The 24334-nt window shown below is 65.4% G+C and carries 26 protein-coding genes and 2 tRNA genes; 14 read left to right on the forward strand and 14 right to left on the reverse strand.

Translation table 11 applies throughout. From position 1 onward, the window contains the following. Window positions 1-356 precede the first annotated feature (356 nt). Window positions 357-1571 carry an MFS transporter gene (locus NUU27_RS18390; protein ID WP_257763605.1) on the forward strand — a complete coding sequence of 405 codons (1215 nt, stop codon included), beginning with the start codon at window positions 357-359 and terminating at the stop codon, window positions 1569-1571. 386 nt (window positions 1572-1957) lie between these two features. Here the strand turns inward: NUU27_RS18390 and NUU27_RS18395 are convergent, their stop codons facing one another. From NUU27_RS18395 to NUU27_RS18405, 3 genes are all read right to left on the reverse strand, one after another. After that, window positions 1958-2500, reverse strand: a complete 543-nt coding sequence (locus tag NUU27_RS18395; protein ID WP_257763606.1) for a hypothetical protein — start codon at window positions 2498-2500, stop codon at window positions 1958-1960. Between the two features lies 1 nt (window position 2501). Beyond that, window positions 2502-3152 carry a hypothetical protein gene (locus tag NUU27_RS18400; RefSeq protein WP_257763607.1) on the reverse strand — a complete coding sequence of 217 codons (651 nt, stop codon included), beginning with the start codon at window positions 3150-3152 and terminating at the stop codon, window positions 2502-2504. Window positions 3153-3400: 248 nt separating this feature from the next. Continuing rightward, a complete protein-coding gene (locus NUU27_RS18405) occupies window positions 3401-4303 on the reverse strand; it encodes an SDR family NAD(P)-dependent oxidoreductase (RefSeq protein WP_257763608.1) in 903 nt (300 codons plus the stop codon). A gap of 251 nt (window positions 4304-4554) precedes the next feature. Here NUU27_RS18405 and NUU27_RS18410 point away from each other — a divergent pair, with 251 nt between their 5' ends. The 5 genes from NUU27_RS18410 to NUU27_RS18430 all read left to right on the forward strand — a co-directional run bounded on the left by NUU27_RS18410 (window position 4555) and on the right by NUU27_RS18430 (window position 8437). Continuing rightward, entirely contained in the window at window positions 4555-5589 is a 1035-nt protein-coding gene (locus tag NUU27_RS18410) for a cysteine synthase A (RefSeq protein ID WP_257763609.1), read from the forward strand. Continuing rightward, on the forward strand, window positions 5589-6332 hold the full coding sequence (locus NUU27_RS18415; protein WP_257763610.1) for an alanyl-tRNA editing protein: 744 nt from the start codon (window positions 5589-5591) through the stop codon (window positions 6330-6332). Before NUU27_RS18410 ends, NUU27_RS18415 begins: the two co-directional genes overlap by 1 nt. Before the next feature lie 9 nt (window positions 6333-6341). Beyond that, on the forward strand, window positions 6342-7199 hold the full coding sequence (gene sseA, locus NUU27_RS18420) for a 3-mercaptopyruvate sulfurtransferase (protein WP_257763611.1): 858 nt from the start codon (window positions 6342-6344) through the stop codon (window positions 7197-7199). An 87-nt stretch (window positions 7200-7286) separates the two neighbouring features. Next, window positions 7287-7844 (forward strand): OmpA family protein, encoded by a 558-nt coding sequence (locus NUU27_RS18425; protein WP_257763612.1) that lies wholly within the window; start codon window positions 7287-7289, stop codon window positions 7842-7844. 119 nt (window positions 7845-7963) lie between these two features. Then, window positions 7964-8437, forward strand: a complete 474-nt coding sequence (locus NUU27_RS18430; protein WP_257763613.1) for a DUF1203 domain-containing protein — start codon at window positions 7964-7966, stop codon at window positions 8435-8437. 164 nt (window positions 8438-8601) lie between these two features. Here the strand turns inward: NUU27_RS18430 and ald are convergent, their stop codons facing one another. Then, on the reverse strand, window positions 8602-9717 hold the full coding sequence (gene ald / locus NUU27_RS18435; RefSeq protein WP_257763614.1) for an alanine dehydrogenase: 1116 nt from the start codon (window positions 9715-9717) through the stop codon (window positions 8602-8604). A 151-nt stretch (window positions 9718-9868) separates the two neighbouring features. Here ald and NUU27_RS18440 point away from each other — a divergent pair, with 151 nt between their 5' ends. The 3 genes from NUU27_RS18440 (at window position 9869) to NUU27_RS18450 (ending at window position 13039) form a co-directional block, all read left to right on the forward strand. Next, window positions 9869-10342, forward strand: a complete 474-nt coding sequence (locus tag NUU27_RS18440; RefSeq protein WP_257763615.1) for an Lrp/AsnC family transcriptional regulator — start codon at window positions 9869-9871, stop codon at window positions 10340-10342. A gap of 244 nt (window positions 10343-10586) precedes the next feature. After that, window positions 10587-12563, forward strand: a complete 1977-nt coding sequence (locus NUU27_RS18445; protein WP_257763616.1) for a bifunctional 2',3'-cyclic-nucleotide 2'-phosphodiesterase/3'-nucleotidase — start codon at window positions 10587-10589, stop codon at window positions 12561-12563. 167 nt (window positions 12564-12730) lie between these two features. Beyond that, window positions 12731-13039 carry a Dabb family protein gene (locus NUU27_RS18450; RefSeq protein ID WP_257763617.1) on the forward strand — a complete coding sequence of 103 codons (309 nt, stop codon included), beginning with the start codon at window positions 12731-12733 and terminating at the stop codon, window positions 13037-13039. 103 nt (window positions 13040-13142) lie between these two features. Here the strand turns inward: NUU27_RS18450 and NUU27_RS18455 are convergent, their stop codons facing one another. Next, on the reverse strand, window positions 13143-13385 hold the full coding sequence (locus tag NUU27_RS18455) for a ribbon-helix-helix domain-containing protein (RefSeq protein WP_257763618.1): 243 nt from the start codon (window positions 13383-13385) through the stop codon (window positions 13143-13145). A 107-nt stretch (window positions 13386-13492) separates the two neighbouring features. After that, on the reverse strand, window positions 13493-14479 hold the full coding sequence (locus NUU27_RS18460; RefSeq protein ID WP_257763619.1) for a glycerophosphodiester phosphodiesterase family protein: 987 nt from the start codon (window positions 14477-14479) through the stop codon (window positions 13493-13495). Between the two features lie 241 nt (window positions 14480-14720). On the opposite strand from NUU27_RS18460, the gene NUU27_RS18465 reads away from it, so the two are divergent. Next, window positions 14721-16136 carry an amidase gene (locus NUU27_RS18465; protein WP_257763620.1) on the forward strand — a complete coding sequence of 472 codons (1416 nt, stop codon included), beginning with the start codon at window positions 14721-14723 and terminating at the stop codon, window positions 16134-16136. A gap of 94 nt (window positions 16137-16230) precedes the next feature. On the opposite strand, the gene NUU27_RS18470 is transcribed toward NUU27_RS18465, so the two are convergent. Beyond that, window positions 16231-16305 (reverse strand) — tRNA-Asn (locus tag NUU27_RS18470). Between the two features lie 264 nt (window positions 16306-16569). Between NUU27_RS18470 and NUU27_RS18475 the strand changes: the two genes are divergently transcribed. Further along, entirely contained in the window at window positions 16570-16779 is a 210-nt protein-coding gene (locus NUU27_RS18475; protein ID WP_257763629.1) for a hypothetical protein, read from the forward strand. 21 nt (window positions 16780-16800) lie between these two features. Here NUU27_RS18475 and NUU27_RS18480 read toward each other — a convergent pair whose 3' ends face one another. Beyond that, the gene (locus tag NUU27_RS18480) at window positions 16801-17052 is read right to left on the reverse strand and encodes a hypothetical protein (protein ID WP_257763621.1); all 252 of its coding nucleotides are present in this window, start codon (window positions 17050-17052) and stop codon (window positions 16801-16803) included. A gap of 388 nt (window positions 17053-17440) precedes the next feature. Then, window positions 17441-17514 (reverse strand) — tRNA-Cys (locus tag NUU27_RS18485). Window positions 17515-17794: 280 nt separating this feature from the next. Between NUU27_RS18485 and NUU27_RS18490 the strand changes: the two genes are divergently transcribed. Beyond that, on the forward strand, window positions 17795-18730 hold the full coding sequence (locus NUU27_RS18490) for a pirin family protein (protein WP_257763622.1): 936 nt from the start codon (window positions 17795-17797) through the stop codon (window positions 18728-18730). A gap of 17 nt (window positions 18731-18747) precedes the next feature. Here the strand turns inward: NUU27_RS18490 and NUU27_RS18495 are convergent, their stop codons facing one another. The 5 genes from NUU27_RS18495 to NUU27_RS18515 form a co-directional block, all read right to left on the reverse strand. Further along, window positions 18748-19347 (reverse strand): cytochrome b, encoded by a 600-nt coding sequence (locus tag NUU27_RS18495; RefSeq protein WP_257763623.1) that lies wholly within the window; start codon window positions 19345-19347, stop codon window positions 18748-18750. Window positions 19348-19364: 17 nt separating this feature from the next. Next, on the reverse strand, window positions 19365-20138 hold the full coding sequence (locus tag NUU27_RS18500) for an anti-sigma factor (RefSeq protein ID WP_257763624.1): 774 nt from the start codon (window positions 20136-20138) through the stop codon (window positions 19365-19367). Continuing rightward, window positions 20135-20620 (reverse strand): sigma-70 family RNA polymerase sigma factor, encoded by a 486-nt coding sequence (locus NUU27_RS18505; protein WP_374567508.1) that lies wholly within the window; start codon window positions 20618-20620, stop codon window positions 20135-20137. The genes NUU27_RS18500 and NUU27_RS18505 overlap by 4 nt, the downstream gene beginning before the upstream one ends. Window positions 20621-20648: 28 nt before the next feature. Then, window positions 20649-21041: a hypothetical protein gene (locus tag NUU27_RS18510; RefSeq protein WP_257763626.1), complete on the reverse strand. Its 393-nt coding sequence runs from the start codon at window positions 21039-21041 to the stop codon at window positions 20649-20651. Between the two features lie 119 nt (window positions 21042-21160). Continuing rightward, window positions 21161-21730: a YceI family protein gene (locus NUU27_RS18515; RefSeq protein ID WP_257763627.1), complete on the reverse strand. Its 570-nt coding sequence runs from the start codon at window positions 21728-21730 to the stop codon at window positions 21161-21163. Between the two features lie 291 nt (window positions 21731-22021). On the opposite strand from NUU27_RS18515, the gene NUU27_RS18520 reads away from it, so the two are divergent. Next, window positions 22022-22696, forward strand: a complete 675-nt coding sequence (locus NUU27_RS18520; protein ID WP_257763628.1) for a protein-L-isoaspartate O-methyltransferase — start codon at window positions 22022-22024, stop codon at window positions 22694-22696. Window positions 22697-22900: 204 nt separating this feature from the next. Further along, window positions 22901-24265 carry a TolC family outer membrane protein gene (locus NUU27_RS18525; protein WP_374567504.1) on the forward strand — a complete coding sequence of 455 codons (1365 nt, stop codon included), beginning with the start codon at window positions 22901-22903 and terminating at the stop codon, window positions 24263-24265. The last annotated feature ends 69 nt before the right edge of the window (window positions 24266-24334 follow it).

Genomic DNA, 24334 nt, shown 5'->3' on the forward strand with positions numbered 1-24334 from the left:
AGGTGCGTTCCGGCGAGGACAAGCCGGCCCGCCGCCGCCGGCGCAATCGCGGCAGGCGTCCGGCAAGCCGCGCCGCCTGACCGGCGGCGCTTCGGCGTGATCGGCCGATAGGGCCGTCTGGCCCAATTGTGCCCATCTCTCTCCTGGGCTACAGCGCCCGTGCGTCCCTTACAGCGCCGTGCGTCCATTTGGACGCACAAAGGACGCTGTAAGTCTTTGAATCTGCGCATCGTGCTTTCCGAAGATCGATTCCGATTTTCGGGCCGATGCGCTAGGACGCACAGAGGACGCCGCAGGTCATTGAATGGCCCGGCGGCGGCATGGCCTTCGGCCGTGCTGGAGGAGGCAATCGCACAATGGCCGGACTCGTCGCCCTGACGATCGGATACGTCCTGTCGCAATTCTACCGCTCGTTCCTGGCGGTGCTGACGCCGGCGCTGACCAGCGAGCTCGGCGCCACCAAGGCCGAGCTGTCGATGGCCTCGGGCGCCTGGTTCGTCGTCTTTGCCCTGATGCAGTTCGTGGTCGGCGTGTCGCTCGACCGCTACGGGCCGCGCCGCACCGCCGCGTTCCTGCTGGCCGCCTGCGGGGGCGGGGGCGCCGTGCTGTTCGCCCTGGCGCAGACGCCGTGGGCCGTCATCCTCGCCATGGCGCTGAACGGGGCCGGCTGCTCGGCCGTCCTCATGGCCTCGGTGTTCATTTTCGCCAAAACCTTCTCGCCGGCGCGGCTGGCGATCCTCATCTCCTGGCTGGTCGCCTTCGGCACCCTGGGCAATGTGATCGGCTCGGCGCCCCTGGCGGAGGCTGCCGAGGCGTTCGGCTGGCGCTGGGTGATGGCCGGCCTTGCCGCCGTCACCATCCTCACCGGCCTTGCCATCGGCTTTCTGGTGCGCGACCCCGACCCTGACCCCGACGTCGGGCCGGGCCGGAAGGGCGAGGGGTTCGGCTTTCGCGGCTATCTGGAGCTTTTCCGCCTGCGCGTCCTGTGGCCGATCCTGCCGCTCACCGCGCTCAACTATGCGCCGGCGGCCGGCATACGCGGCCTGTGGGCCGGCCCCTATCTTGCCGACGTCTACGGCGCCGACGCGCTCCTGATCGGTCAGGTGACCCTGTTCATGGCGCTGGCGATGTCCGTCGGCAGCTTCGTCTACGGGCCGCTCGACGTGATCTTCCGCACCCGCAAATGGGTCGTCTTCTTCGGCAACGGCATCGGCGCGGCGGCGGTGACCTGGCTGGCCCTTTTTCCGGTGCCGGGGATCGCCGCCACGACGATCCTGTTTGTCGTCATCGGCGTGTGCGGGGCGAGCTACGGGCTGATGATGACGCACGGGCGCGCCTTCCTGCCGCCGCATCTGACGGGCCGCGGCGTGACGCTCCTCAACTTCTTCTCGGTCGGCGGGGCGGGGGTGATGCAGTTCGTGACCGGAGGCGTCGTGGCGGCCGCAAGCGCGCCGGGCGAGCCGGCGGCGGCCTATCAGACGCTCTTCATCTTCTATGCCGTGCTCGTGGTGATCACGCTGGCGATCTACCTGACATGCCGCGACGCGCCGCCGGAGACGAAGCGGCGGTAGGGTGGGGAGGGGATGCCGCGTTTGTGGGGGCGCTGCGGTGGGCTTGCTGAAGGCGGTGGCTTTGCGTCCCCAATTGTGGACCTTCAACTTGACGTCAGATTCCGTCTGAAAGCCGACATTGATGGCGTGAGTTGCGGCTGAAATGCCCGGAGCAGGCAGACCCACCGCGCGCGGGCGGGATTGCTCGGCGCGACCGTATCCGCCTCTTCGGCCTCGGTGGGGGTACGCTTCTCAGCTGGCTGGCGCAGCAGGTCCCGTGTGCGGAACATCCGCCCGAGCCGAGGTATAAGGCTAGCAAGCGGGAGAGAGATCTATCCAGATAGCTTGCAGTTATCCCGAGGTAAGCTTACATGACAAGGATTCGTTCAGGTGTTCGGTGGATCGACTTATCGGCCTGAGATGTGTTGCATAACCCGTAATATTGTCGTCGCTAGGAGTGTTACTGCCATCACATAAATCAAGAACAGTGCAACCCACACGATCAAGATCTCGTGTTTCGGCCATATCTTATCTGTGTTCCCTGTGAAGTCGGCAATAAGCAGACTGCAACCTTGCCCGGGATTTTTGGCAAGGTGGTTCGCAGCATCGGCCAAATAGGTCCAGCCTGTCGCCATCCGATTGCCGGAAAACGGGCAGCTTAATTGTGCATTTAAGAGAAAATAAACAATTGCGAATACAAGTGCCAGTGGCACGATCCTCGTAAAAGTTGCGCGTTGCTCAAGGCTTCTCCCCGCCATGACACTCCCAATGCCAGCCGCAACAACGATAGTTGCCAGAAAGTTAATTACTTCGGGTGTCTGTCCTGCTTCGCGCCAAAGCGTGGGAGGACTTGCAACCATGTCTGCGATAATAGTTGTAACAAAAGCCGCCAAGATTGACGCAGCAACCCAGCTTCCCTTTAGCTCTCTTATTAATTCTTCCAGCTTCATTTTATGGAACCAAGCAAATAATAGGTCCCTGTTGGCCTAATATTCCGACGCTTACTTCCTGACGCTGGACAACCTTGCCGTTCTGGATTGCCATCATCTCGTATCTACCAGGAGCAAGAGATCCCTTACTCGGGTTAGTCGGATTGTTGAACGTAACCAAGGGATTGCCTCCCGCCATATATCTTGGACTAAAGCCGATAAAATAGCCGTCGATCTCGCTACCGTTCTTCATTGTCCTAACGTCCACGGCAACTTCGCTATATGTAGCGGCAGTGACGACAGCTCCAGCCGATTTTTCTCTAATGAAACTAGCTTTCAGAATTAAATCTTCTTCAACGTAATCAACAAGCTCAAGCGAATATTGATTATTAGGCTCGGCTGCAGCCTTTTGTAATAGTAATTTATTGTGCTTCATCGCTAGCTGGAATTGGTCTGTGGGCGGGCCGCCGACCTTGTCAAAACTTTCCGCTATGAAATCCCATTCCACAGAAATTACCTCGGCAGCTTTGGCTAGCTCTGGCCAATCCACTTCCTTGAGCTGCAATAGGGCATCCGTCGGCTGCGCCAACGGCATAACATCTTGTGCGGCAGCGCCTGCCGCTAGGAGCAAACTTATCGCGATAGCAAAGCAAGATGATCGAACGCGTTGCATCTGAATTCCCCCAACAACCGAACATTTCGAGTATATCCAAACGCCTCAAATATGGGTAGGGACTACCAGACTGCCGCAACCTAGCATTAGATATCGGCGGCCCCCTCGCTTAGCCATCACCGCTTGTGGCTTGAACGTCCGCTTGACCCCATCGAATGCAAGGAGACGCCAGACCGGTTCTGCCCCGCTCAAGCCGTACACCGTGCCGGAAGCCACTCACGCAGACACCCAACCCCACACCCCCACCACTACCGCGCCGTACCACCCGTTCGCGACCGAGGCTTTACCCCGCCGGCTCCACCTTCCAAACCGTGGCAATGCGGGCGTCCAGCCGGGGCGGGGGGCTTCTTTCTCGGGCCGACGGCGCGGGCCTTCCAGCCGGTGAGCAGGTTCATCACGGCGAAGACGACGGGCTTGGGGAACAGGCGCAGGAATTTGAGCGGCCAGACCAGGCGGCGCGGGAAGGCGATCTCGTAGCCGCCGCGCTCGAGGCCCGTTGCGATGCGCGCCGCCGCCTCCTCGGCCGACAGGAGCGCCGGCATCCTGAACGTGGTCTTGTCGGTCAGCGGCGTCGCCACGAACCCCGGATTGATCATCTGGGTGCGGATGTTCATCTTCTCGAAATCGAAGCGCAGGCCCTCGACCATGTTGTTGAGCGCCGCCTTGGTGGAGCCGTAGGCGGCGGCCGAGGGCATGCCGAAGAAGGAGGTCACCGAGCCCATCACGGCGATCTGGCCGAAACCGCGCGCGCGCATGCGGTCGGTGACGGGCACCAGGCCGTTGACCGTCCCGAAGACGTTGATCTGGTAGCTGCGGACGATGTTGGTGGTCTCCAGCCGGTCGCCGCGCACCGGCAGATAGGTGCCGGCGTTGAAGACGGCGAGCACGATCGGGCCGAGGGTCTTCTCGATGGCGGCGACCGTTCTTTCCATGCCCGCCTCGCTCATGACGTCGCACGGAAAGGTGAAGATGCGGCCCTTCAGGTCGTCGGCGTCGTGGGTGATCGAGGCGAGGTTGTCTTCGGCGCGGGCGGTGGCGGCGACCGTGTAGCCGGTGCGCGCAAGATGCAGCGCGAGCGCCCGGCCGATGCCGGTGCTGGCTCCGGTGATCCATGCTATGCCGTCATTGGGGCCGGCTCTGTAGAGCGCCATGCAGAACCCTTCATGTGTCGGTCGGCAGACTTAGCCGCCGCCGCATGACTTGAAAAGCCATACAGCTATACTAGCAACCGGAAATCGTCCGTATCGCATCGTTCGTCGGACCCTGCCGCAGGGGAATGTTGCCCGGGCCGGAAGGCGACATTATGCGCAAGCTTTGCGCGCTTGGCGGCCCGCGCGCAAAATCCCTCCTTGCCAGCGGTGAGCGGGCTTTCTACCCTCCGCAAAAATTCAAAGAGGTTGTCATGAAGAACTCGGTTGTCGAGGCCATCGGAAACACGCCGCTGATCCGCCTGAGGCGGGCCTCCGAGGAGACGGGCTGCGAGATCTACGGCAAGGCCGAATTCATGAATCCCGGCCAGTCGGTCAAGGACCGGGCAGGGCTCTTCATCATCCGCGACGCCGAAAAGCGCGGGCTCCTCAAGCCCGGCGGGGTGATCGTCGAGGGCACGGCGGGCAACACCGGCATCGGGCTCACCGTCGTCGCCAAGGCGCTCGGCTACCGCACCGTGATCGTCATCCCCGATACGCAGAGCCAGGAAAAGAAGGACGCGCTGCGCGTTCTCGGCGCCGAGCTGATCGAGGTTCCGGCGGTGGCCTACAAGAACCCCAACAACTACGTCAAGGTTTCCGGCCGCCTGGCCGAGCAGCTGGCGAGGACCGACCCGAACGGCGCCATCTGGGCCAACCAGTTCGACAACGTCGCCAACCGCAACGGCCATGTGGAAACGACGGCGAGGGAGATCTTTGAGCAGACGGGCGGCAGGGTGGACGGCTTCGTCTCCGCCGTCGGCACGGGCGGCACGCTGGCGGGGGTGGCCGAGGGCCTGCGGCGCCACAACAAGAACGTCAAGGTGGCGCTGGCCGACCCCATGGGCGCGGCGCTCTACAGCTTCTACACCGAGGGCGAGCTGAAATCCGAGGGCAGTTCGATCACAGAGGGCATCGGCCAGGGGCGAATCACCGCCAACCTGGAAGGGTTCGCGCCCGATTTCTCCTATCGGATCCATGACGAGGAGGCGCTGCCCATCGTCTTCGATCTGGTGCAGGAGGAGGGGCTGTGCATGGGTGGCTCGACGGGAATCAACATCGCCGGCGCCATCCGCCTGGCGCGGGAGCTCGGCCCCGGCCACCGCATCGTCACCATCCTGTGCGACTACGGCACCCGCTACCAGTCGAAGCTGTTCAACCCGGCCTTCCTCCGGGAGAAAAACCTGCCGATACCGGACTGGATGGACAGGACGCCCGAGATCGACGTGCCCTTCGAGGAGGTCGCATGATGGCGGCCGGCACGGACATCCTGTTCCGCGAGGACGCCTATCTGCGCGACGGCGAGGCGCGGGTGCTCGCCGTCAACGAGCGTGGCGGCATCCTGCTTGACCGGACGGTGTTTTACGCCACCTCCGGCGGCCAGCCCGGCGACACCGGCCTTTTGACGCGCGCCGACGGTTCGGTGATCGAGGTCGCCGCCACGGTGACCGGCGAGACCAAGGACGAGATCATCCACGTGCCGGCCGCCGGGCAGGCCGTCCCCGAGCCGGGCGAGACGCTTCAGATGGCGATCGACTGGGAGCGGCGCTTCAGGCTGATGCGCATGCACACGGCCTGCCACCTCCTCAGCGTGATCTGCCCGTTCCCCATCACCGGGGCCTCGGTGGGCGAGGAGGATTCGCGGGTCGATTTCGACCTACCGGATGCCGCGTTCACCAAGGAGAGCGTCACCGAGAAGCTGATGGAGCTGGTGGCGGGCGATCATCCCGTCTTCACGCGCTGGATCAGCGAGGAGGAGCTGGCCGCCAATCCCGGCCTGGTGAAGTCGAAGAACGTGCGCCCGCCGCAGGGGGCGGGGCGCATCCGGCTCGTCTGCATCGGCGACGAGGCGGCGATCGACAGCCAGCCCTGCGGCGGCACCCATGTGGCGCGCACGCGGGAGGTGGGCGAGATTCACGTCGGCAAGATCGAGAAGAAGGGACGCGAGAACCGCCGCTTCCGCATCCGCTTCGGCCCGCTGCCGGCTGCCTGAGAGAGAGCGATGAGCAAGACGAGCCGTTTTACCGTATCCGCCGACTGGCTGCAGGAGCACCTCCACGATCCGGGCCTGTCGATCGTCGATGCCTCCTGGTATCTGCCGGCGCAGGGGCGCGACGCCCGCGCCGAATACGACGCCGGCCACATTCCGCGCGCCGTCTTCTTCGACCAGGACGCGGTGGTCGATCCCGATTCGGATCTGCCGCACACCCTGCCGGACGCGCGCACCTTCGAGCGCCACGCGAGTTCCATGGGCATCTCCGAAAGCGACACGATCGTCGTCTATGACGGCCCGGGCATGTTCTCGGCGCCGCGCGTGTGGTGGATGTTCCGGGTGATGGGCGCCGAAAAGGTGTTCGTGCTCGACGGCGGCCTGGACGGCTGGCGCGCCGAGGGGCGCGAGCTGACCAGCGAGCCGACGAGGATCGCCGCCAGCGTCTTCGACGCCAAGCTCGACCGCTCCCGGGTGGCCAGCCTTGCGGACATGCGGCGGATCGTCGGCGATGCCAGCGCGCAGATTGCCGATGCGCGGCCGGCCGGCCGCTTCAGCGGGAAAGAGCCGGAGCCGCGCCCCGGCGTGCGCTCGGGCCACATGCCGGGCGCGCGCAGCGTTCCGGCCCTCGGCCTGGCGCGCGAGGGCAAGCTGCTGCCCGCCGACGAACTGCGTGCGCTGTTCGAGGCGGCGGGGATCGATCTCGACCGGCCGGTGGTGACCTCCTGCGGCTCGGGCGTCACGGCCGCGGTCATCACGCTGGCGCTGGAGACGCTCGGCCACAAGGACAACCGGCTTTACGACGGGTCGTGGACGGAGTGGGGCGGCCTGCCCGACACGCCGGTGGAGACGGGCGAGCCGAAAAGCTGAAGGTTGGATAACGGCCCGTTCATCGGCGATTCAGCGGCGGCGGGAAAAGATGCAGCGAAGATTGAACCGTCTCGAAAGGAGCCTTCGATGCTGAACCGCCGTCAGATGCTGGGAGCCGCAATCGCCGCCTGCTTCGTGCCGGGCGCCGCCATGGCCCAGTCCTCCATGCCGTCCGCCTCGCAGATCCAGCGCCGCCTGGAAGCCGCGCCCGCACAGCGCGTCCGCCCGCAGGACCGGGTGACCGTGCAGGAACTGAAGCGCCGGCCGGAGCTGCGCCGCAGGGCGCCCTCGATCGACATCCAGGCGATCAATTTCGAATTCGATTCGGCGGAAATTCCCTATTCGCAGTTCCGCAAGGTCGAGCAGATCGCCGACGCGCTGCACGCGCTGCGCCGCCGCCGTCCGGGAACGCTGGTCCTGCTCGAGGGGCACACCGATGCGGTCGGCTCCTTCGGTTACAACCAGAGGCTCTCGGAGCGTCGCGCCGCATCGCTGAAGCGGCTCCTGGTGCGCGAGTTCCGCATTCCCTCGCGCATGCTCGAGACGGTCGGCTATGGCGAGGAGTTCCTGCTGGTGCCGACGCCCAACGAGAACTGGCGCAACCGCCGCGTGACGCTGCGGCGCGTCGACGATTTCGTGCGCTGAGTCCGCATCCGGCTGCAAGCCATTGGAAGCGATCATGATCCGGCGCCGCGCAGGAAACGGGTGGAAACGCCCGGCGCGGCGCGCAAACTGCTCCTTTCGCTTCAGAAAGGAGAGCACCGATGGGTCTCATCAAATTCGTCGCCATGCCGAGCGGGGAGGCACGCGCCTATCGCAGCGGCGCCCCAGACGCCTACGGCATGATCCCGGAACGCAGGATATCCGACGGCGGCGGTCTGCCGTGTCGGCATTGCCTGCGTTATGTCCCCGCGGGAAAACCCTATCTGATCCTCGCCTATCGGCCGTTTCCGGCGCTGCAGCCCTATGCGGAGACGGGGCCGATCTTCCTCTGCGCGGAGGAATGCGAGCGGGCACCCGAAAGCGACGTGATGCCGGAGATCTTCCGCTCCACGCCCGACTATATCGTGCGCGGCTATGGCCATGACGACCGCATCGTCTACGGCACGGGCGCCGTGACGCCGAAGCAGGACGTGTGCACGCGGGCTCATGAGCTCCTGCAGCGCGACGACATCGCCTATCTGCACATGCGGTCCTCGCGCAACAATTGCTACCAGGCACGCATCGAACGGGCATGAGGAATTTTGCAGTCAGGTGGAATCACCTGACGTCGCATAAATTCGGAAAAACAAGGAGATAGAGCGGGACAGCGTTTCCGTGAAACGATGAGCCGCTCAATGCGCAAACGAAAATACCCGCCGTTTCCGGCGGGTATCTCGTGGAGGAGGCGTTCCCGGACCGCTCAGGCGGCGAGCGCCGCCTGAGGCTCGGCCATCTCGTAGCCCAGCGCCTCGGCGACGGCGCGGTTGGTGATGCGGCCCTTGTGGACGTTCAGGCCGTTGCGCAGGTTGATGTCGTCGGCGAGCGCCTTCAGGCCCTTGTCGGCGAGCTGCAGGCCATGGTGCAGCGTGGCGTTGTTCAGCGCATGCGCCGAGGTGACGGGCACGGCGCCCGGCATGTTGGCCACGCAGTAGTGGATGATGCCGTCGACTTCATAGGTCGGCTCCGAATGGGTGGTGGCGTGCGAGGTCTCGAAGCAGCCGCCCTGATCGATGGCGACGTCGACCAGAACCGAGCCCTTCTTCATGCCCGACAGCATCTCGCGGGTGACCAGCTTGGGAGCGGCCGCCCCCGGGATCAGCACCGCGCCGACCACCACATCGCAGGAGAAGCACTCTTCTTCCAGCGCCTCGACCGTCGAGTAGCGGGTGTGGACGCGGCCGTTGAAGATATCGTCCAGCTCGCGCAGGCGGGGAATCGAGCGGTCGAGGATGGTGACGTCCGCACCGAGGCCGACCGCCATCTTGGCGGCGTTGAGGCCGACCACGCCGCCGCCGATGATGGCGACCTTGCCCGGCAGCACACCGGGCACGCCGCCGAGCAGCACGCCGCGGCCGCCATTGGCCTTCTGCAGGGCCGTCGCGCCGGCCTGGATCGCCAGGCGGCCGGCGACCTCCGACATCGGTGCCAGCAGCGGCAGGCCGCCGCGTCCGTCGGTGACCGTTTCATAGGCGACCGCGGTGACGCCCGAATCGATGAGACCGCGCGTCTGGTCCGGATCGGGGGCGAGGTGGAGATAGGTGTAGAGGATCTGGTCCTCGCGGAGCTGGACCCATTCGGAAGGTTGCGGCTCCTTCACCTTGACGATCATGTCGGATCTGGTGAAGACCTCGCCGGCCGTCCTGGCGATCGAGGCGCCCGCGGCGCGGTAGGCATTGTCGTCGGCGCCGATGCCGGCACCGGCACCGGTCTCCACCAGCACCTCATGTCCGTGCGCAACATATTCGCGCACCGATCCGGGCGTCAGACCGACGCGATATTCATGGTTCTTGATTTCCTTCGGGCAGCCGACGCGCATCCTGTTTCCTCCGCTGTTGGGTGGTTTGTTCCGTCTTGATTTCATGACAGCACAAAACGTGCAGGACGTCCTTGCGAACATATTTGCGGCCGGGGCGAAAATTCGGTAATTTTTGCAGAACATCTATCTTTTGCGGGAGGAAATTCGAACAATGGCCCTGGATAGGATCGATATCGCCATTCTGGACGCGCTGCAGCAGGATGGGCGAATATCCAACTCGGCGCTTGCCGAGAAGGTCGGGCTGTCGCAATCGGCCTGCTCGCGCCGGCTCGACAATCTGGAGAAAACCGGCGTCATCAAAGGCTACCACGCCGAGCTGTCCAATGCAGCCCTCGGCCATGCCATGACGGCGATCGTCCATATTTCGCTGTCCGGCCAGTTCGAGCGCACGCTGAGCGAGTTCGAGGCGGCGGTGAAGCGTTGCCCCAACGTGGTGTCATGCCACCTGATGTCGGGCGAGTACGACTACATCCTGCGCATCGCGGCGCGCGATCTGCAGGATTACGAGCGCATCCACAAGGAATGGCTCACCGGCATGCCCCATGTCATCAAGATCAATTCCGCCTTCGCGCTGCGCGAGGTGGTCGACCGCACCGCGGTCGGGCTGAAGCCCGCAATGGCCTGATCGCGGAGGCCTCCAGTGGTGCGATCCCAACAGATGGTACCCATCTGTTGGGAAAAATCGCCCCACCAGAGCAATAGCTTGTGGGCTGACTCGTCGAAACAGATGGATACCATCTGTTTCGGTCAGACCACTAGGCTGTCGCGCGTCCGTCACAAGATTCTGCTGGAACTCCGCCTGCAACGGCGCAATCATGGTATTTTCGCCATTGATCGAAGCCCGAATTCGAGCCCGAGGAGAAACGAGCATGAACCGGCACCTTCATCCCATTTCGCGGCGCTCCTTCCTGGCGGGCTCGGCCGCGGCCGGGTCTCTGGTGCTCCTGCATCCCTTCTCGGCCAATGCGGCGGCCAACCAGGCGCATCTGCGCATCATGGAGACCACCGACCTGCACGTTCACGTGTTTCCCTATGATTATTACGCCGACAAGCCCAACGACACGATGGGACTGGCGCGCACGGCCTCGATCATCGACGCGATCCGCGCCGAGGCGACGAACGCGATCCTGGTCGACAATGGCGATTTCCTGCAGGGCAATCCGATGGGCGACTACATCGCCTATGAGCGCGGCATGAAGGACGGCGACCTGCATCCGGTCATCAAGGGCATGAACACGCTGGGCTATGATTGCTCGACGCTCGGCAACCATGAGTTCAACTATGGGCTCGACTTCCTGTTCAAGGTGCTGGACGGCGCCAATTTCCCCTTCGTCTGCGCCAATCTCGCCAAGGGCAGGCTTGCTAGCGGCGGGCGCGACGACGAGCTCTTCCTGAAGCCGTATGTGATCCTCGACCGGACGATCAGGGATGGCAGCGGCGCCGAGCACCCGATCCGCATCGGCCTGATCGGCTTCGTGCCGCCACAGATCATGAACTGGGATGCGAAGCACCTTGCCGGTAAGGCGATGACGCGCGACATCGTCAAGGCCGCCGAGGCCTGGGTGCCGCAGATGAAGGAGGAGGGCGCCGAGCTCATCGTTGCACTGTCGCATTCCGGCATGGGGCCGGCGCAGTATGAGGAAAACCTCGAGAATGCCTCCCTGGTGTTGGCCGGCGTCGACGGCATCGACGCCATCGTGACCGGCCACAGCCATCTCGATTTCCCCGGACCCAAGTTCGACGGCGTGGACGGATTGGACAATGCCAAGGGCACGATCGGTGGCAAGCCGGGCGTGATGGGCGGTTTCTGGGGCTCGCATCTCGGCCTGATCGACCTGCTTCTGGAGCGCGACGGCAATGCCTGGCGCATCGTCGGCTCGACCTCGGAGGCCCGGCCGATCTTCAAGCGTGTCGAGCGCAACACCGAGCCGCTGGTGCAGAGCAAGCCGGAGGTGGAGGATGCGGTGCGCGCGGACCACGAGGCGACGCTCAAATATGTGCGCACCGCCGTCGGCAAGACCTCGGCGCCGCTCTATTCCTACTTCGCGCTGGTCGCCGACGACCCGTCGGTGCAGATCGTCAGCCAGGCGCAGACCTGGTACATCACCGAGATGCTGAAGGACGGCGAATACAAGGACCTGCCGGTCCTTTCGGCCGCGGCGCCGTTCAAGGCCGGCGGCCGCGGCGGGCCGGACTACTATACCGACGTGCCGGCCGGCGACGTGGCGATCAAGAACGTCGCCGACCTCTACCTCTATCCGAACACGGTGCAGGCGGTGCTGATCACCGGCGCGGACGTGAAGGAATGGCTGGAGATGTCGGCTGGCATCTTCAACCAGGTCGAGCCGGGCAAGGCCGACCAGCCGCTGCTCAACGCCTCCTTTCCGTCCTACAATTTCGACGTCGTCGACGGCGTGACCTACGCGATCGACCTGTCGCAGCCGCCGAAATATGCGCCGAAGGGCGAGCTCATCAACGCCGGGTCGAACCGCATCGTCGACCTGAAGTTCAACGGCGCTCCGATCGACCCGCAGCAGAAATTCATCGTCGCGACCAACAATTACCGGGGCGGCGGTGGTGGAAACTTCCCCGGCATCGGGCCGGACAAGGTCATCTTCGCGGCACCCGACACCAACCGCGACGTCATCGTGCGCTACATCGTCGAGCAGGGCACCATCAATCCGTCGGCGGATGCCAACTGGCATTTCAAGCCGCTTGCCGGCACCTCGGTGCTGTTCGAGACAGGCCCGAAGGCGGCCGCCTTCGCCGCTGACGTGAAAGGCGTTTCCATCGAGCCGGCCGGCGACGGGCAGGAGGGCTTTGCCCTCTACCGCATCGCACTTTGAGGACCGTGAACTGATCGAGAGGTCGGGTGCCTGCCGGCCTTTTCTCTTTGCAAACAGGAAATTGCGGTGGTTTCCGGAGAAATCGAATCCGCATGCGCGACGGTGCGGCGCATTGACATGACCTGCATCCGAGGGCGATTTGCCGCCATCGGAACCGGAGGCCCGTCATGATTCGCCACATCGTTTTCTTCAGCGCCAGGGACAAGGCGGATGTCGAGCGCATCGCGGAGAAACTGGGCGTTCTGGGCACCATCCCGCATTCGGACGTCTTCGAGATCGGCATCAACCGCAAGGTCGACCAGCTCGGCACCGAGGTGGATGTCGTGGTCTATGGCGAGTTTCGCGACGAGGCGGCGCTGGCCGCCTACAAGGCGCATCCGACCTATGCCGCATGCACGGCCGAGGTGCGGCCGCTGCGCGAGATGCGCGTCGCCGCCGACTTCGTCTCTAGATCACGGTCGATTCCGGAAAATTAGAGCGGGATGCGGGCGGAAAACCGCTTCACACTTTTCCTCATCCCGCTCGAAGGCCTGATCATCCTCTTTCCGGAACGGCGACGACGGGCGGGCCGGCCGTCGGTCAGTCGTCATTGGCGGCGTTCAGCTCCTCGGGCCTCAACCCTTCCTCGCCATCCTCGTCGCGGTGCGCGAAGCCGTTGTCGATGGCCCAGGCGCGGACGATGCCGGCAATGGTTTCGGCACGTGAGGTGTCGCCATCCTGCTGAGCGATGAACCGGTCGAGCGCGGCAACCATGTTCGCCGGCAGGCGGACCGTTATGGAGGTGTGTTTCGTCGCTTCTGAAGTGTCTTGGCCATGTTTCATCATCATCACCCGCCCCATTTTTCGTCCAGTCTATATCCAACAGGCGGGCTGTGAAAACGTTCCGCCGCGCCCAGGGCGGGAAGAGGAAAAACACGGGCGGCTTCGGTCTACTGGAGGTGCGCGCGGTCTTCGAGCAATGGCGCAATCAGATCGAGGGCGTCGGTGGAGATGCCGCCGGAATATCCCACCGGCAGGGCCTTGATGAGGGCCGGATCGTCGAAGCCGGTCGAGAAGCCGCCGCCCGCATAGGGGCCGAGCAGGAAGACCTCGCTGCCGGCCGCCTCCATCCGGTCGAGGAAGCGGTTCGGCCAGCCCCACATCCAGCGGGCGATGTTGACGGGGAGGAGGAGCACGCGGCCGCGGCAGGCCTCCGGCACGAAGCCGCTCCAGCCGGCCAGCGCGTAAAGCGGCAGGCAGCGTTTCAGGTCGCGCCTGGTGAGCGTCTTCATCCGTGGGAAGCGGCTGCGCAGGACGTCGACCGGAGCTTCGGCGCCATAGACCATCAGCCGGGAGCGGGCGGGGGCGGTCATCCGCGCCAGCGCCTCGGCGAGCAGGCGTCCTTCCTCGGCATCGCTGCTCTTGATGTTGATCAGGAAGCGGCGATCCGGGAGGGCGAAAAGAACCTCGTCGAGCGAGGGGATCATGCCGGTGCCCTTGCCGCGAAAGGGAAACGTCTTGCCGCCATCGGCCGTATAGCCATAGCCGACGTCGAGGCTCTTCAACTCGTCCATGCTGAGGCTGCGCGTCTCGCCGGTTCCTTCCGTCCGGCAGTCGACCGTCCAGTCGTGGAACACCGCAAACTGGCCGTCCGTCGTCGGATGGATGTCGATCTCGACCACGTCTGCCCCGAGGTCGAAGGCGGCGCGCATCGAGGGCAGGGTGTTCTCGAGGAAGGCGTGGCGCGGCGGCAGCATGCGTTCGGCCGTGCAGGTCTGGCCGGTCAGGCCCGTGCGGTCGAAACCCTGGGCCAGCCCGCGATGCGCGAGCAGGACGGGCGCGCCGGCTGGCCGGCCGGAAAGGCGCGAGGCGTTGGCAAGGTACAGGGCTCCGGCGATGCCGGCGAGGGCAAGAAGGAGGACGGTTCGCTTGCGCATGGGATCTCCGGTGGCAGAGCCGCAGGAGATGGGGACGATTCGGGCGGCATGATGGCTGGTCCAGCGGCTGCAGCATGGCTGGCCGGAGGCGGCGGGATCGAACGGCACTATCCTCGGGACTGGAGAAGTGAACGGGCAGCCCGCCTCATCAGGCCGGGCTTCGCGTATCGTGATCGCTTCCGATAAGCTGGAGCGGAATCGGCCGACCGGCCTTTGCGTGTGATCTGACAAGGTATTGCCGATGGACCTCACCGAACTTTCCGCGGGCGCGCTGACGAGACTGATGGCCGAGGGAAAAACCTGCCCCTCGGAAGTCATGGCCGCATTCCTGGACCGCATCGAGGCCGTCAACGGCACGATCAATGCGGTCGTTGCGCTGCGACCGCGCGACGACCTGATGGCCGAGGCGCGCGCCATGGACGGCAAGGCCGCCTCGGGGCCGCTGCACGGGCTGCCGATCGCCGTCAAGGATCTGCTTGCGACCAAGGGCATCGTCACGACCTGGGGCTCGCCGATCCATGCTTCCTTCGTGCCGGGCGAGGATGCGCTGGCCGTGGCGCGCATGAAGGCGGCGGGTGCGATCGTGATCGGCAAGACCAACACGCCCGAATGGGGGCATGGCAGCCACAGCTTCAATCCCGTCTACGGCGTCACGCGCAACCCCTACGACACGACGCGCAGCGCCGGCGGCTCCTCGGGCGGCACCGCCGCGGCGCTTGCCGCGCGCATGCAGGTGCTGGCCGACGGTTCGGACATGATGGGCAGCCTGCGCAACCCCGCCGCCTTCTGCAACGTCTACGGCTTCCGGCCGACTTGGGGGCTGGTGCCCACTGAGCGCGGCGGCGACACCTTTTTCAACACCATGGCGACGCTGGGCCCCATGGCGCGCGCGCCAGAGGATCTGGTGCGCCTGCTCGACGTGATGGCGCAGCCCGATCCCGCCGTTCCCTTCGACCGGCCGGCCGGCGCGTTTCTGGAGGGCCACCGGGCCGCCGAGCCGCGCGGGATGCGCATCGGCTGGCTTGCCGATTGGGGCGGAGCCTATCCTTGCGAGGCGGGTATCCTGGAGGCGTGCGAAGGCGGCATGAACGTGCTTGAGGCCCTTGGCGCTGCGGTCGAACCGGTGGCGCCGCCCTTTCCGGCCGAACAGCTCTGGCAGGCTTGGACGGTGTTGCGGTCGACGGCGATTTTCGGCTCCAAGCGCGACCTGTGGCGCGACGCTTCCATGCGCGAGATGATCAAGCCCGAGACCCTCTGGGAGATCGAATGCGGCGCCGCGTTCGACGCCGAGGAGATCTGCACGGCCAGCCAGATCCGCTCGCAGTGGTATGCCGCCGCGCAGACGCTGCTGCAGCGCTACGATTTTCTGGTGATGCCGTCGGCGCAGGTGTGGCCTTTCCCCGCCGAATGGCGCTGGCCGCGCACCGTGGCCGGTGTCGAGATGGACACCTACCACCGCTGGATGGAGGTCGTCGTTCCGGTCTCGCTGATCGGCCTGCCGTCGCTATGCGTCCCCGTCGGCTTCAACGGGCAGGGCCTTCCGACAGGCATGCAGATCATCGGCGCAACCGGCTCCGATGCACGCGTGCTGGCGCTGGGGGCGGCCTATCACGAGGCGACACAGTGGCCGCAAAAATCACCGCCCGCCATCGCCTGAGCCGCAAGCCCGGCGCGCAGCAAGACGATGAGACGTCTCGACCGCCGGCTTGCGGGCCTGCAACATGGTCGGCTTTTGAAAATTCTGGAAAAAGTGGCTCCCCGGGCCGGATTCGAACCAGCGACCAACCGGTTAACAGCCGGTTGCTCTACCGCTGAGCTACCGGGGAATACCTATGCTCTTGCGAATGAGCGTGCCTATAGCAAACCACATTCGGCTTTGCAAAGCGGCAATTTCACTTTTTTTGCCTGATCGCCTCGCTTTCGCACAACTGCGCCCTCATATGGGGAACGTTTGCCCCCGTCGGCGCTTGTCGCGCTGGGAGGCGGCGAGAGTGGACGCGACGAGAACCATGCATTTTGACGACGAAACAGGCGCGCGGGCAGAGCAGGCGGAGGACGAGGCGGAACGCCGGCAGCCTTCGGTCTTCCTGATGGGGCGGCGGATCCCGATTCCGCGCTCGCGCTCGGCGCGCCTTTGTGCCGGCGGCGGTCTCGTCGTGCTCGGCATGTTCGGCTTCCTGCCAGTGCTGGGCTTCTGGATGATCCCGCTCGGCCTTCTCATCCTTTCCTACGACATCGCATCGGTGCGTCGCCGCCGCCGCCAGCTTGCCGTCTGGTGGAACAGGCGCGGCCAGCAGTAGCGGACAACGCCGGCCGGAGCGCTATTCGAGGTTCCGGCGTGCGGGACACCAGGCGGCGCGGCGTAGAGCGACGATGGTTGCAAGGTCGGCGCGGTCGTGTTTCAGCGTGTCGACCAGAAGCTGCACCAGGGCCAACTCGATCTCCTGACGCGACCATCCGGCGCCTTCCGCCGAGGCGATCAGCTCCCACAGCGCCGGTTGCAGAGCGCGCCGACACGAGCCGCGCGCTGCGGGCGCGATCCTGCGGACGTTTGTATGTGTGTGCGGCAACATGGCTCCCCCTGCAATCACCGCCAAACCATTGCAGCGACTGCAAAAGACAAACTATCACCCGGCGGCGCGTTCGCCGATTACACCTTTTGGACAGGTGACAGGCCGATGGTGCCGATGTCAGTAGCTGTCGGGATTACGGAATAGCGCAATTGCCGATGGCGGCCCGACACGCCACGTTCATCGGGCGCTGGCAGGCAGCTTCCCAAGGGCAGCTGCCCCAACCTCCCCAGAAGCCCATTGCCTGCCGGCGCACCGGACCGGTCGCTGCAGCCGCCGATGCAGCACCTTTGCTACAGCGTGCTTTCCGAAAAACGATTCCGATTTTCGGGCCATGCGCCAAGCAGCGCGTCCCATGCGAAGCTTCTGAAAAACAGGGATGGTTGGAAAATGGAGGCCTCGCCCGGAATCGAACCGGGGTGCAAGGATTTGCAGTCCTCTGCGTAACCACTCCGCCACGAGGCCATGCCGCTCTCAAAGCAGCGCTGTGTTCAATAGGTTGCGACCTATTTTGCGTCAAGCGGCTTGGCGCGCATTTCGCAAACTTTCCTGTGCAGGCACGGCGGCGGGACGATGCGCAGGCCGGCGGCCGGCGAGGCGGAACACGGCGGCTTCCCGTCGGGTGCAAATCGGCGCTTCATTCGGGCGTGCGTTGGTGACACTATTCCAGACCTTGCCGCCATGGCCCTGCGCCCGGCGTGCCCTTAGACAGCGCCGCGCGTCTGCGCAGGCCACAGGAGATGTCATGAGCTGGAATCCCGCCCTTGTCCCCGGTTGCCCCGATGAAATCGGCGTCGATGCGATCGAAACGCTCATCGTTCCCCGTGCACGCGACATCGGCGGCTTCGAGGTGCGGCGGGCCCTGCCGGCGCCGAAGCGGCAGATGGTCGGCCCGTTCATCTTCTTCGATCAGGCGGGGCCGGCCGAATTCCTGACCGGGCAGGGGGTCGACGTGCGCCCGCATCCGCATATCGGGCTCGGCACCGTGACCTATCTCTACCGCGGCGATTTCCATCACCGCGACAGTCTCGGCACCGACCAGATCATCCGGCCAGGGGCGCTCAACTGGATGGTCGCAGGGCGCGGGGTGACGCATTCGGAGCGTACGAGCAGCACGGCGCGCCAGGGGCCGCACAGCCTGTTCGGCATTCAGACCTGGGTGGCGTTGCCGGAGACTGTCGAGGATATGGCGCCGATGTTCGAGCACCACGCCAGGGAGGCGCTGCCGGAGATCGAAGCGGATGGCGTGTCGCTGCGCCTGATCATGGGCAATGCCTATGGCGAGCGGGCGCCGGTGTCCGTGTTCACGGAGATGTTTTATGCCGATGTCGTGCTTCAGCCGGGTGCGCGCCTGCCGCTGCCGGACGATCATGAGGACCGGGGCATATACGTCACCGAGGGCTCGATCACCATCGCCGGCGAGGATTTCGATGCCGGCCGCATGATGGTGTTCCGGCCGGGCGATGCGATCACCGTCGGGGCCGGTCCGCAGGGCGCCCGGCTGATGCTGCTCGGCGGGGCGACGCTCGGCGGCCCGCGCTTCATCTGGTGGAACTTCGTCGCCTCCTCGAAAGAGCGGATCGAGGCCGCCAAGGAGGAGTGGCGCAGCGCCCGCTGGGGTTCGGGGCTGTTCGACCTGCCGGCCGGCGACCGCGACGAATTCATCCCGCTTCCCGAGTAGCGGCCCGATGGCGCGCCTCAGCGTGTCCGGCGGTGGCTGCCGGCCGGCGGCAGCATGCGGCTGAGGGTCTCGTCGCGCAGCAGGAAATGATGCCACAGTGCGGCGCCGATATGGACGAGCGCCAGGAGACCGGCCGCATAGGCAAGATAGGCGTGGAGGCTTGACCACAGTCGGTCCGCATCCTGCGAAGGCGTCAGGGGCAGGTGGGGAACGACGACCAGGTTGAAGACGTAGCTCGGGATGCGCAGCGGCGAGGTGGAGGCGATCAGCCAGCCGGTCAACGGGACGACGACCGTCAGCAGAAGCAGGAGGGCCTGCGCCAGCCGGGCCGCCGCCAACTCCCAGTGCGGCAGGCCCTCGGGCGGGGCCGGGCTTTTCGTCAGCAACCGCCAGGCGAGGCGCAGCAGCGCCAGCGCCAGAATGAGAAAGCCGACCGACTTGTGCCACTGATAGAGATCGAACTGCAGCGCGGGCCGGCTGGCGACCGCCTGGGTGAGATAGCCGAGCGGAATCTGCACGAGGAACAGGAGCCCCACCAGCCAGTGGAAGATGATGGCGGTAAGGCCATAGGCGCCCGGCGGGCTGTGCCGGGGGGAGATGTGCTTCCTGCCGGGCATGAGCGGGCTTCAGGCCGTCAGCCAAGCTGCTCGTAGGCCTGCGTCGCCAGCCTTTGCAGGTCGGCGCGCGGCAGCTCGCCGACGAGGGAGCAACTGATCGTCTCGTCGCGCCAGAAGACGGCGGCGACCCGGCCGTGGCTGATGAAGCGGAAGGCGGAGTCGGGGCTTTCCGGCGTCGGCTTGACATAGAGCGTGACACGGCGCCCGCTCTCGTCCTCATACATGAACTGTGCGGCCGGCCCCCTGCCGTCCGGCAGCAGCCGCCCGCCGACGAGATCGAAGCCGGCCGCGCGCAAATCCGGGATGGTGATGGCACGGTCGAGCCGCTTCGACAGCCAGGCGGCGAGATGATCCTCCTGCGTGCCGGCCACCTCGACCGGATGGATGACCTCGCCGACATAGAGATTGTGCGCCGCGACAGCCCTGTCCACCAGCAAACCGAGCGCCGGCTGCCGGTCGTCCAGCAATCCGCGTCCATACCAGCCGCCGGCCGCTCCAAGAAGCGCCAGGGCGAGGCAGGCGGCGGCCAGGCCGCTCCAGCGCCCGGCGGCGCGATGCCGCTGCCTGGCGAGGCGATGCGGGGAGAGGGCCGCCGGCAACGGTTCGCGCCCGACATGGGCGTAAAGCGCCTGCAGCGCCGCCTTGTCGCGCTGCCAGGCGGCGACCAGGGCCGCGTCCTCGGGATGGCCGGCCAGATGTTGCTCGACCGCGGCGCGCGCATCCGGCGCCAGCTCGCCATCCACATAGGCATGCAGCGTTTCGCGGGAGAAGCCGTTGTCGGTGGTCGTCATTTAACGCTCCTCAGGCGGGGTCCGGCGGCTTCGGTCAGCGTGCGCAGGGCCTCGCGCGCGCGGCCGATGCGCGACATCAGCGTGCCGACCGGGATATCGAGCACGCCGGCCGCCTCCGCATAGCTCATGCCTTCGAGCGCGACGAGGAGGAGGGCTTCGCGCTGCTCGTTGCTCAGTTTCTGCATCGCCCGCGCCGTATCGGCGAGGGCGAGGCGATCCGTCTGTTCGGCCGGGGTGGGCGGGTCGATCGGCAGCGTGTCGATCGAAAACGCCGGTGGCGCCCGGCGGCTGCGGCGCAGCTCGTTGCGGTGGATGTTCAGCAGCATGCGGAACAGCCATGCCCTGAGCGGCCCGGTCGGGCGCCACAGGCTGCTCTTGCGGATCGCCCGCTCGAGGCAATCCTGGACGAGATCGTCGGCCCGGTCGGCATCGTGCGTCAATGCACGGGCATAGCGCCGCAACGCCGGAACACAGGCCTCCATCTCGTCCAGGAAGAGGGACACCGCCCGATCAGTCCTTGGCGACGTGCCAGGCGCCGCCCACGCCGTCACCGGTCGTGTCGCCGGGCTTCTGGTCGTTCTTCCAGAGATAGAGCGGCTTGCCTTCATGGGCCCATTGCATGCTGCCGTCCTGGCGCTCGACGAGGGAGAATTCGCCGTCCGCGGCAGCACCGGAAGCGGCGATCAGCGGCGGCCAGTTGATGGCGCACTCGTTGTAGCAGGTCGACATGTTCGCCTCGTCCTTGTCGAACGTATAGAGCGTCATGCCGTTGGCGTCGGTCAGTATCTCGCCATCGGCGGAATCCATCGTCTTGATGGCGCCGCCGGCATAGTCTTCGGCAAGCGCCATGGCGGAAGTGAATGCGAGAGCCGCCGCGGCGGCCAGAAGAGAACGGGTAAGCATCGACATTTCCTTTCTGGTCTTTTCTGGCAGGTTCGGGCCGGTTTTTCCCAGCCTCCGGTATCAACAACAGGATTGGGGCGGATTTATTCCATGCGGGATGCGCTCACTTGTTCGTTTTTTCAGAAGCGGCGGCCGTTGATCGTCATGTCGAAGCGCACGATGTTCGAATAGATCGGCGTTCCGACGTCCATTCCGTAGGGCGAGCGCAGGACGTTGCCGGTGACCTTGAAGGTGACCGCATTGCCCGAGCGCCTGACGACAGTGGCGGTGAACGTCTCGGGGCGCGAGCGGCCGCGTGCGGACAGGATGCCCTCGATGGCGGCGCTGCTGGCGTCGATCAGGCGAACGCGCGTCGACCGGAACGTGATCTCGGGGTGGCGTGCGACGTCGAACACCGCATCGGACCTGAGGAAGGCGTCGACGCGCGACTCACCCGTCACGACGCTTGCGGGCGCCAGCCGGAAGGTCACGCTGGAACGTTCGAGGGCGCCGTCGCGCAGGTCGATCGTGCCCGAAAATTGTGGAAAGCTGCCCGAAAGGCCGCCGCCGCCAACCTGGTCGACGGTGAATGCGATGCGCGAAGAAGCGGTGATCCGATAACGCCCGACGCTGTCGTCGAGATTCGCCGCAGGGGCCGGCCGCGCCAGAAGAACGACGGCTGCCCCGAAGATGATCGATCGCCTGTGCATCTCGAACCGATCCCGAAACCTTTGCTCCCGTATCGAAAACACTTCAAAGGCGGCTTTATTCCCTGCCGGAGAAGGTGATTTTCGCTTTGCGGCAGCGCGGCGGCCATGCGACGGCGCACGGGCCGTTTCACCGCCGCGGCCGGCCGGTGAGCGATGCTGTCGCGGGGCAGAACGAGTCATTGACAGGGCCTGTCCCAGCCGTTAGCAAACCGTTGAAATCGCTGTTCTCGCGCCGTCGCGGGCTCAGAGCCCTGCAGGCCGCGGCGGGAACACCCATCGGGGACCGACTTTATGAACACCGATTTTTCGCTGCAGCGCGCCAACATGGTGGAAGGCCAGTTGCGCACCACCGACGTGACCAACGTTCCGCTGCTCGAGGCGATGGGGGACATCCCGCGCGAGGCTTTCGTGCCCGGCCGCAAGAAGAGCCTGGCCTATATCGACGAGGATCTGGAGATCTCGGCAGCCACCCGCGAGGGGCCGGCGCGCTATCTCATGGAGCCGTCGCCCTTCGCCAAACTCGTTCAGCTCGCCGACGTGCAGTCGAGCGACGTGGTGCTCGATATCGGTGCGGGCACCGGCTATTCCGCTGCCGTGCTCTCGCGGCTGGCCAGCTTCGTGGTGGCGCTGGAGAGCGAGGAGACCCTTGCCCAGACGGCATCCGAGACGCTTGAGACGCTCGGCTGCGTCAACGTCTCGGTGGTGAGCGGGCCCCTGCGGGACGGCTACGGGGACGATGCCCCTTATGACGTGATCTTCATCGGTGGTGCGGTCGACGCGGTTCCGGAAGCCCTGTTCGAGCAGCTTCGCCAGGGCGGGCGTCTCGTCGCCGTGATCGGCGAGGGGAATGCCGCGCGGGCCCACCTCTTTGTCAAGAATGACGGCATCGTTTCCAGCCGATCGTCGTTCAATGTCGCAGTCAAGCCACTTCCCGGGTTCCAGAAGGCGCCTGAATTCGTGTTTTGAAAGACGGATTGTTGCCATCGTGCAACGGAATTGATCGGGAGTATGATGTAACGTCCACACCGAATTGTGCTCGACGGGATCGGGAGAAAAGCATGGGGTGCGTTTCTCGAGGGCGCGAAGGCCGGTAATGTCGCCGGTGTTTTCAAGACAGGGCGGCGGTGCCAGCGGGCATGGTCGCAAGAAACAATCCGAGGTTGCCAGATCGTGTCATTTTATCGCCGTTTCCTGATTCCCATGGTCGCCACAACGGCCCTCATTTCATCGCCGGCCGTCGTTTCGGCCGAGACGATCTTCGGCGCTCTTGCCAAGGCCTATCAGAACAACTCGACGCTCAACGCGGAACGCGCCGGCGTGCGCGTCACCGACGAGGGCGTCGCGATCGCCAAATCCGGCATGCGCCCCCGCGTCGAGGCCTCGGCCAGCGCCGGGCTTGCCACCAATGACGGTACCGACATTCGCACCGGCGAGTTCGGCATCGCCCTGACGCAGCCGATCTTCGACGGTTTCCAGACCCGCAACAACGTGCAGGCGGCCGAGGCCACCGTGCGGGCAGCCAACGAGGCCCTGCGCAATCAGGAGCTCGACATCCTGTTCAACGCGGCGAGCGCCTATATGGACGTCATCCGCGACCGGCAGATCGCGGCCCTGCGCGCCCAGAACCTCGAGTTCCTCCAGGAGCAGGTGCGCTCGGCGCGGTCGCGCTTCGAGGTCGGCGAGGGCACCAGAACCGATGTCGCCCAGGCGGAAGCGCGCCAACAGGCGGCGCTCGCCCAGCTCAGCGCGGCGCGCGCCAGCGTCACGGCGCAATCGGCCGTCTACCGCCAGATCATCGGCGATGCGCCGGGCAACCTGAAGGCGGCGAGCCCGGTCGGCAAGCTCATGCCGAACAATCTCGACGGCGCGCTGTCGACGGGATTAGCCCAGCACCCGGTGGTCAAGGCACGGCAGCACCAGATCGATGCGGCTTCCTTCAAGGTGAAGTCGTCGGAGGGCACCTTCCTGCCGCAGGTCTCCGGCTCGGCCGGCCTGACGCACAGCTATCGCAATTCCTCGCCCGGCTCCCTGCAGGACGGATCGTTCGACCAGGCGAGCATCGGGCTCAAGCTGACGGTGCCGATCTATCAGGGCGGTCTCGCCTCGGCGCAGGTGCGGCAGAACAAGGAATCGCTCGGTCAGGCGCGCATCAACCTCGACGTGGCCCGCGACCAGGTGCGCTCGGCCGTCGTCTCGGCATGGACCCAGTATCAGGCGGCGCGCGAATCGGTCGCTGCGAACAGAGAGGTCGTGCGCGCCGCGCAGCTCGCGCTGGACGGCGTGATCGAGGAGCGTAATGTCGGCCAGCGCACCACGCTCGACGTGCTGAACGCCCAGGCGGACGTGATCGATGCGAAGATCAGCCTGGTGAGCGCCGAGCGCGACGTCGTGGTGGCGAGCTATGCCATCCTTTCGGCGACCGGGCGGCTCTCGGCCTCGACGCTCGGCCTGCAGGTCGCCGAGTACAAGCCGCAGGAGCATTACGAGGCGGTCAAGGACAAGTGGTACGGGCTGCGCACGCCGGACGGCCGCTGAGCACTGTCGCGAGGGGCAATCCCTTCGTTTCTCCGGGAATTCTTGTGCCGGGCGCCGCAAGGCGCCCGG

This window comes from Nitratireductor sp. ZSWI3, from assembly GCF_024655565.1.
In the GTDB taxonomy this organism is placed as follows: Bacteria; Pseudomonadota; Alphaproteobacteria; order Rhizobiales; family Rhizobiaceae; genus Nitratireductor.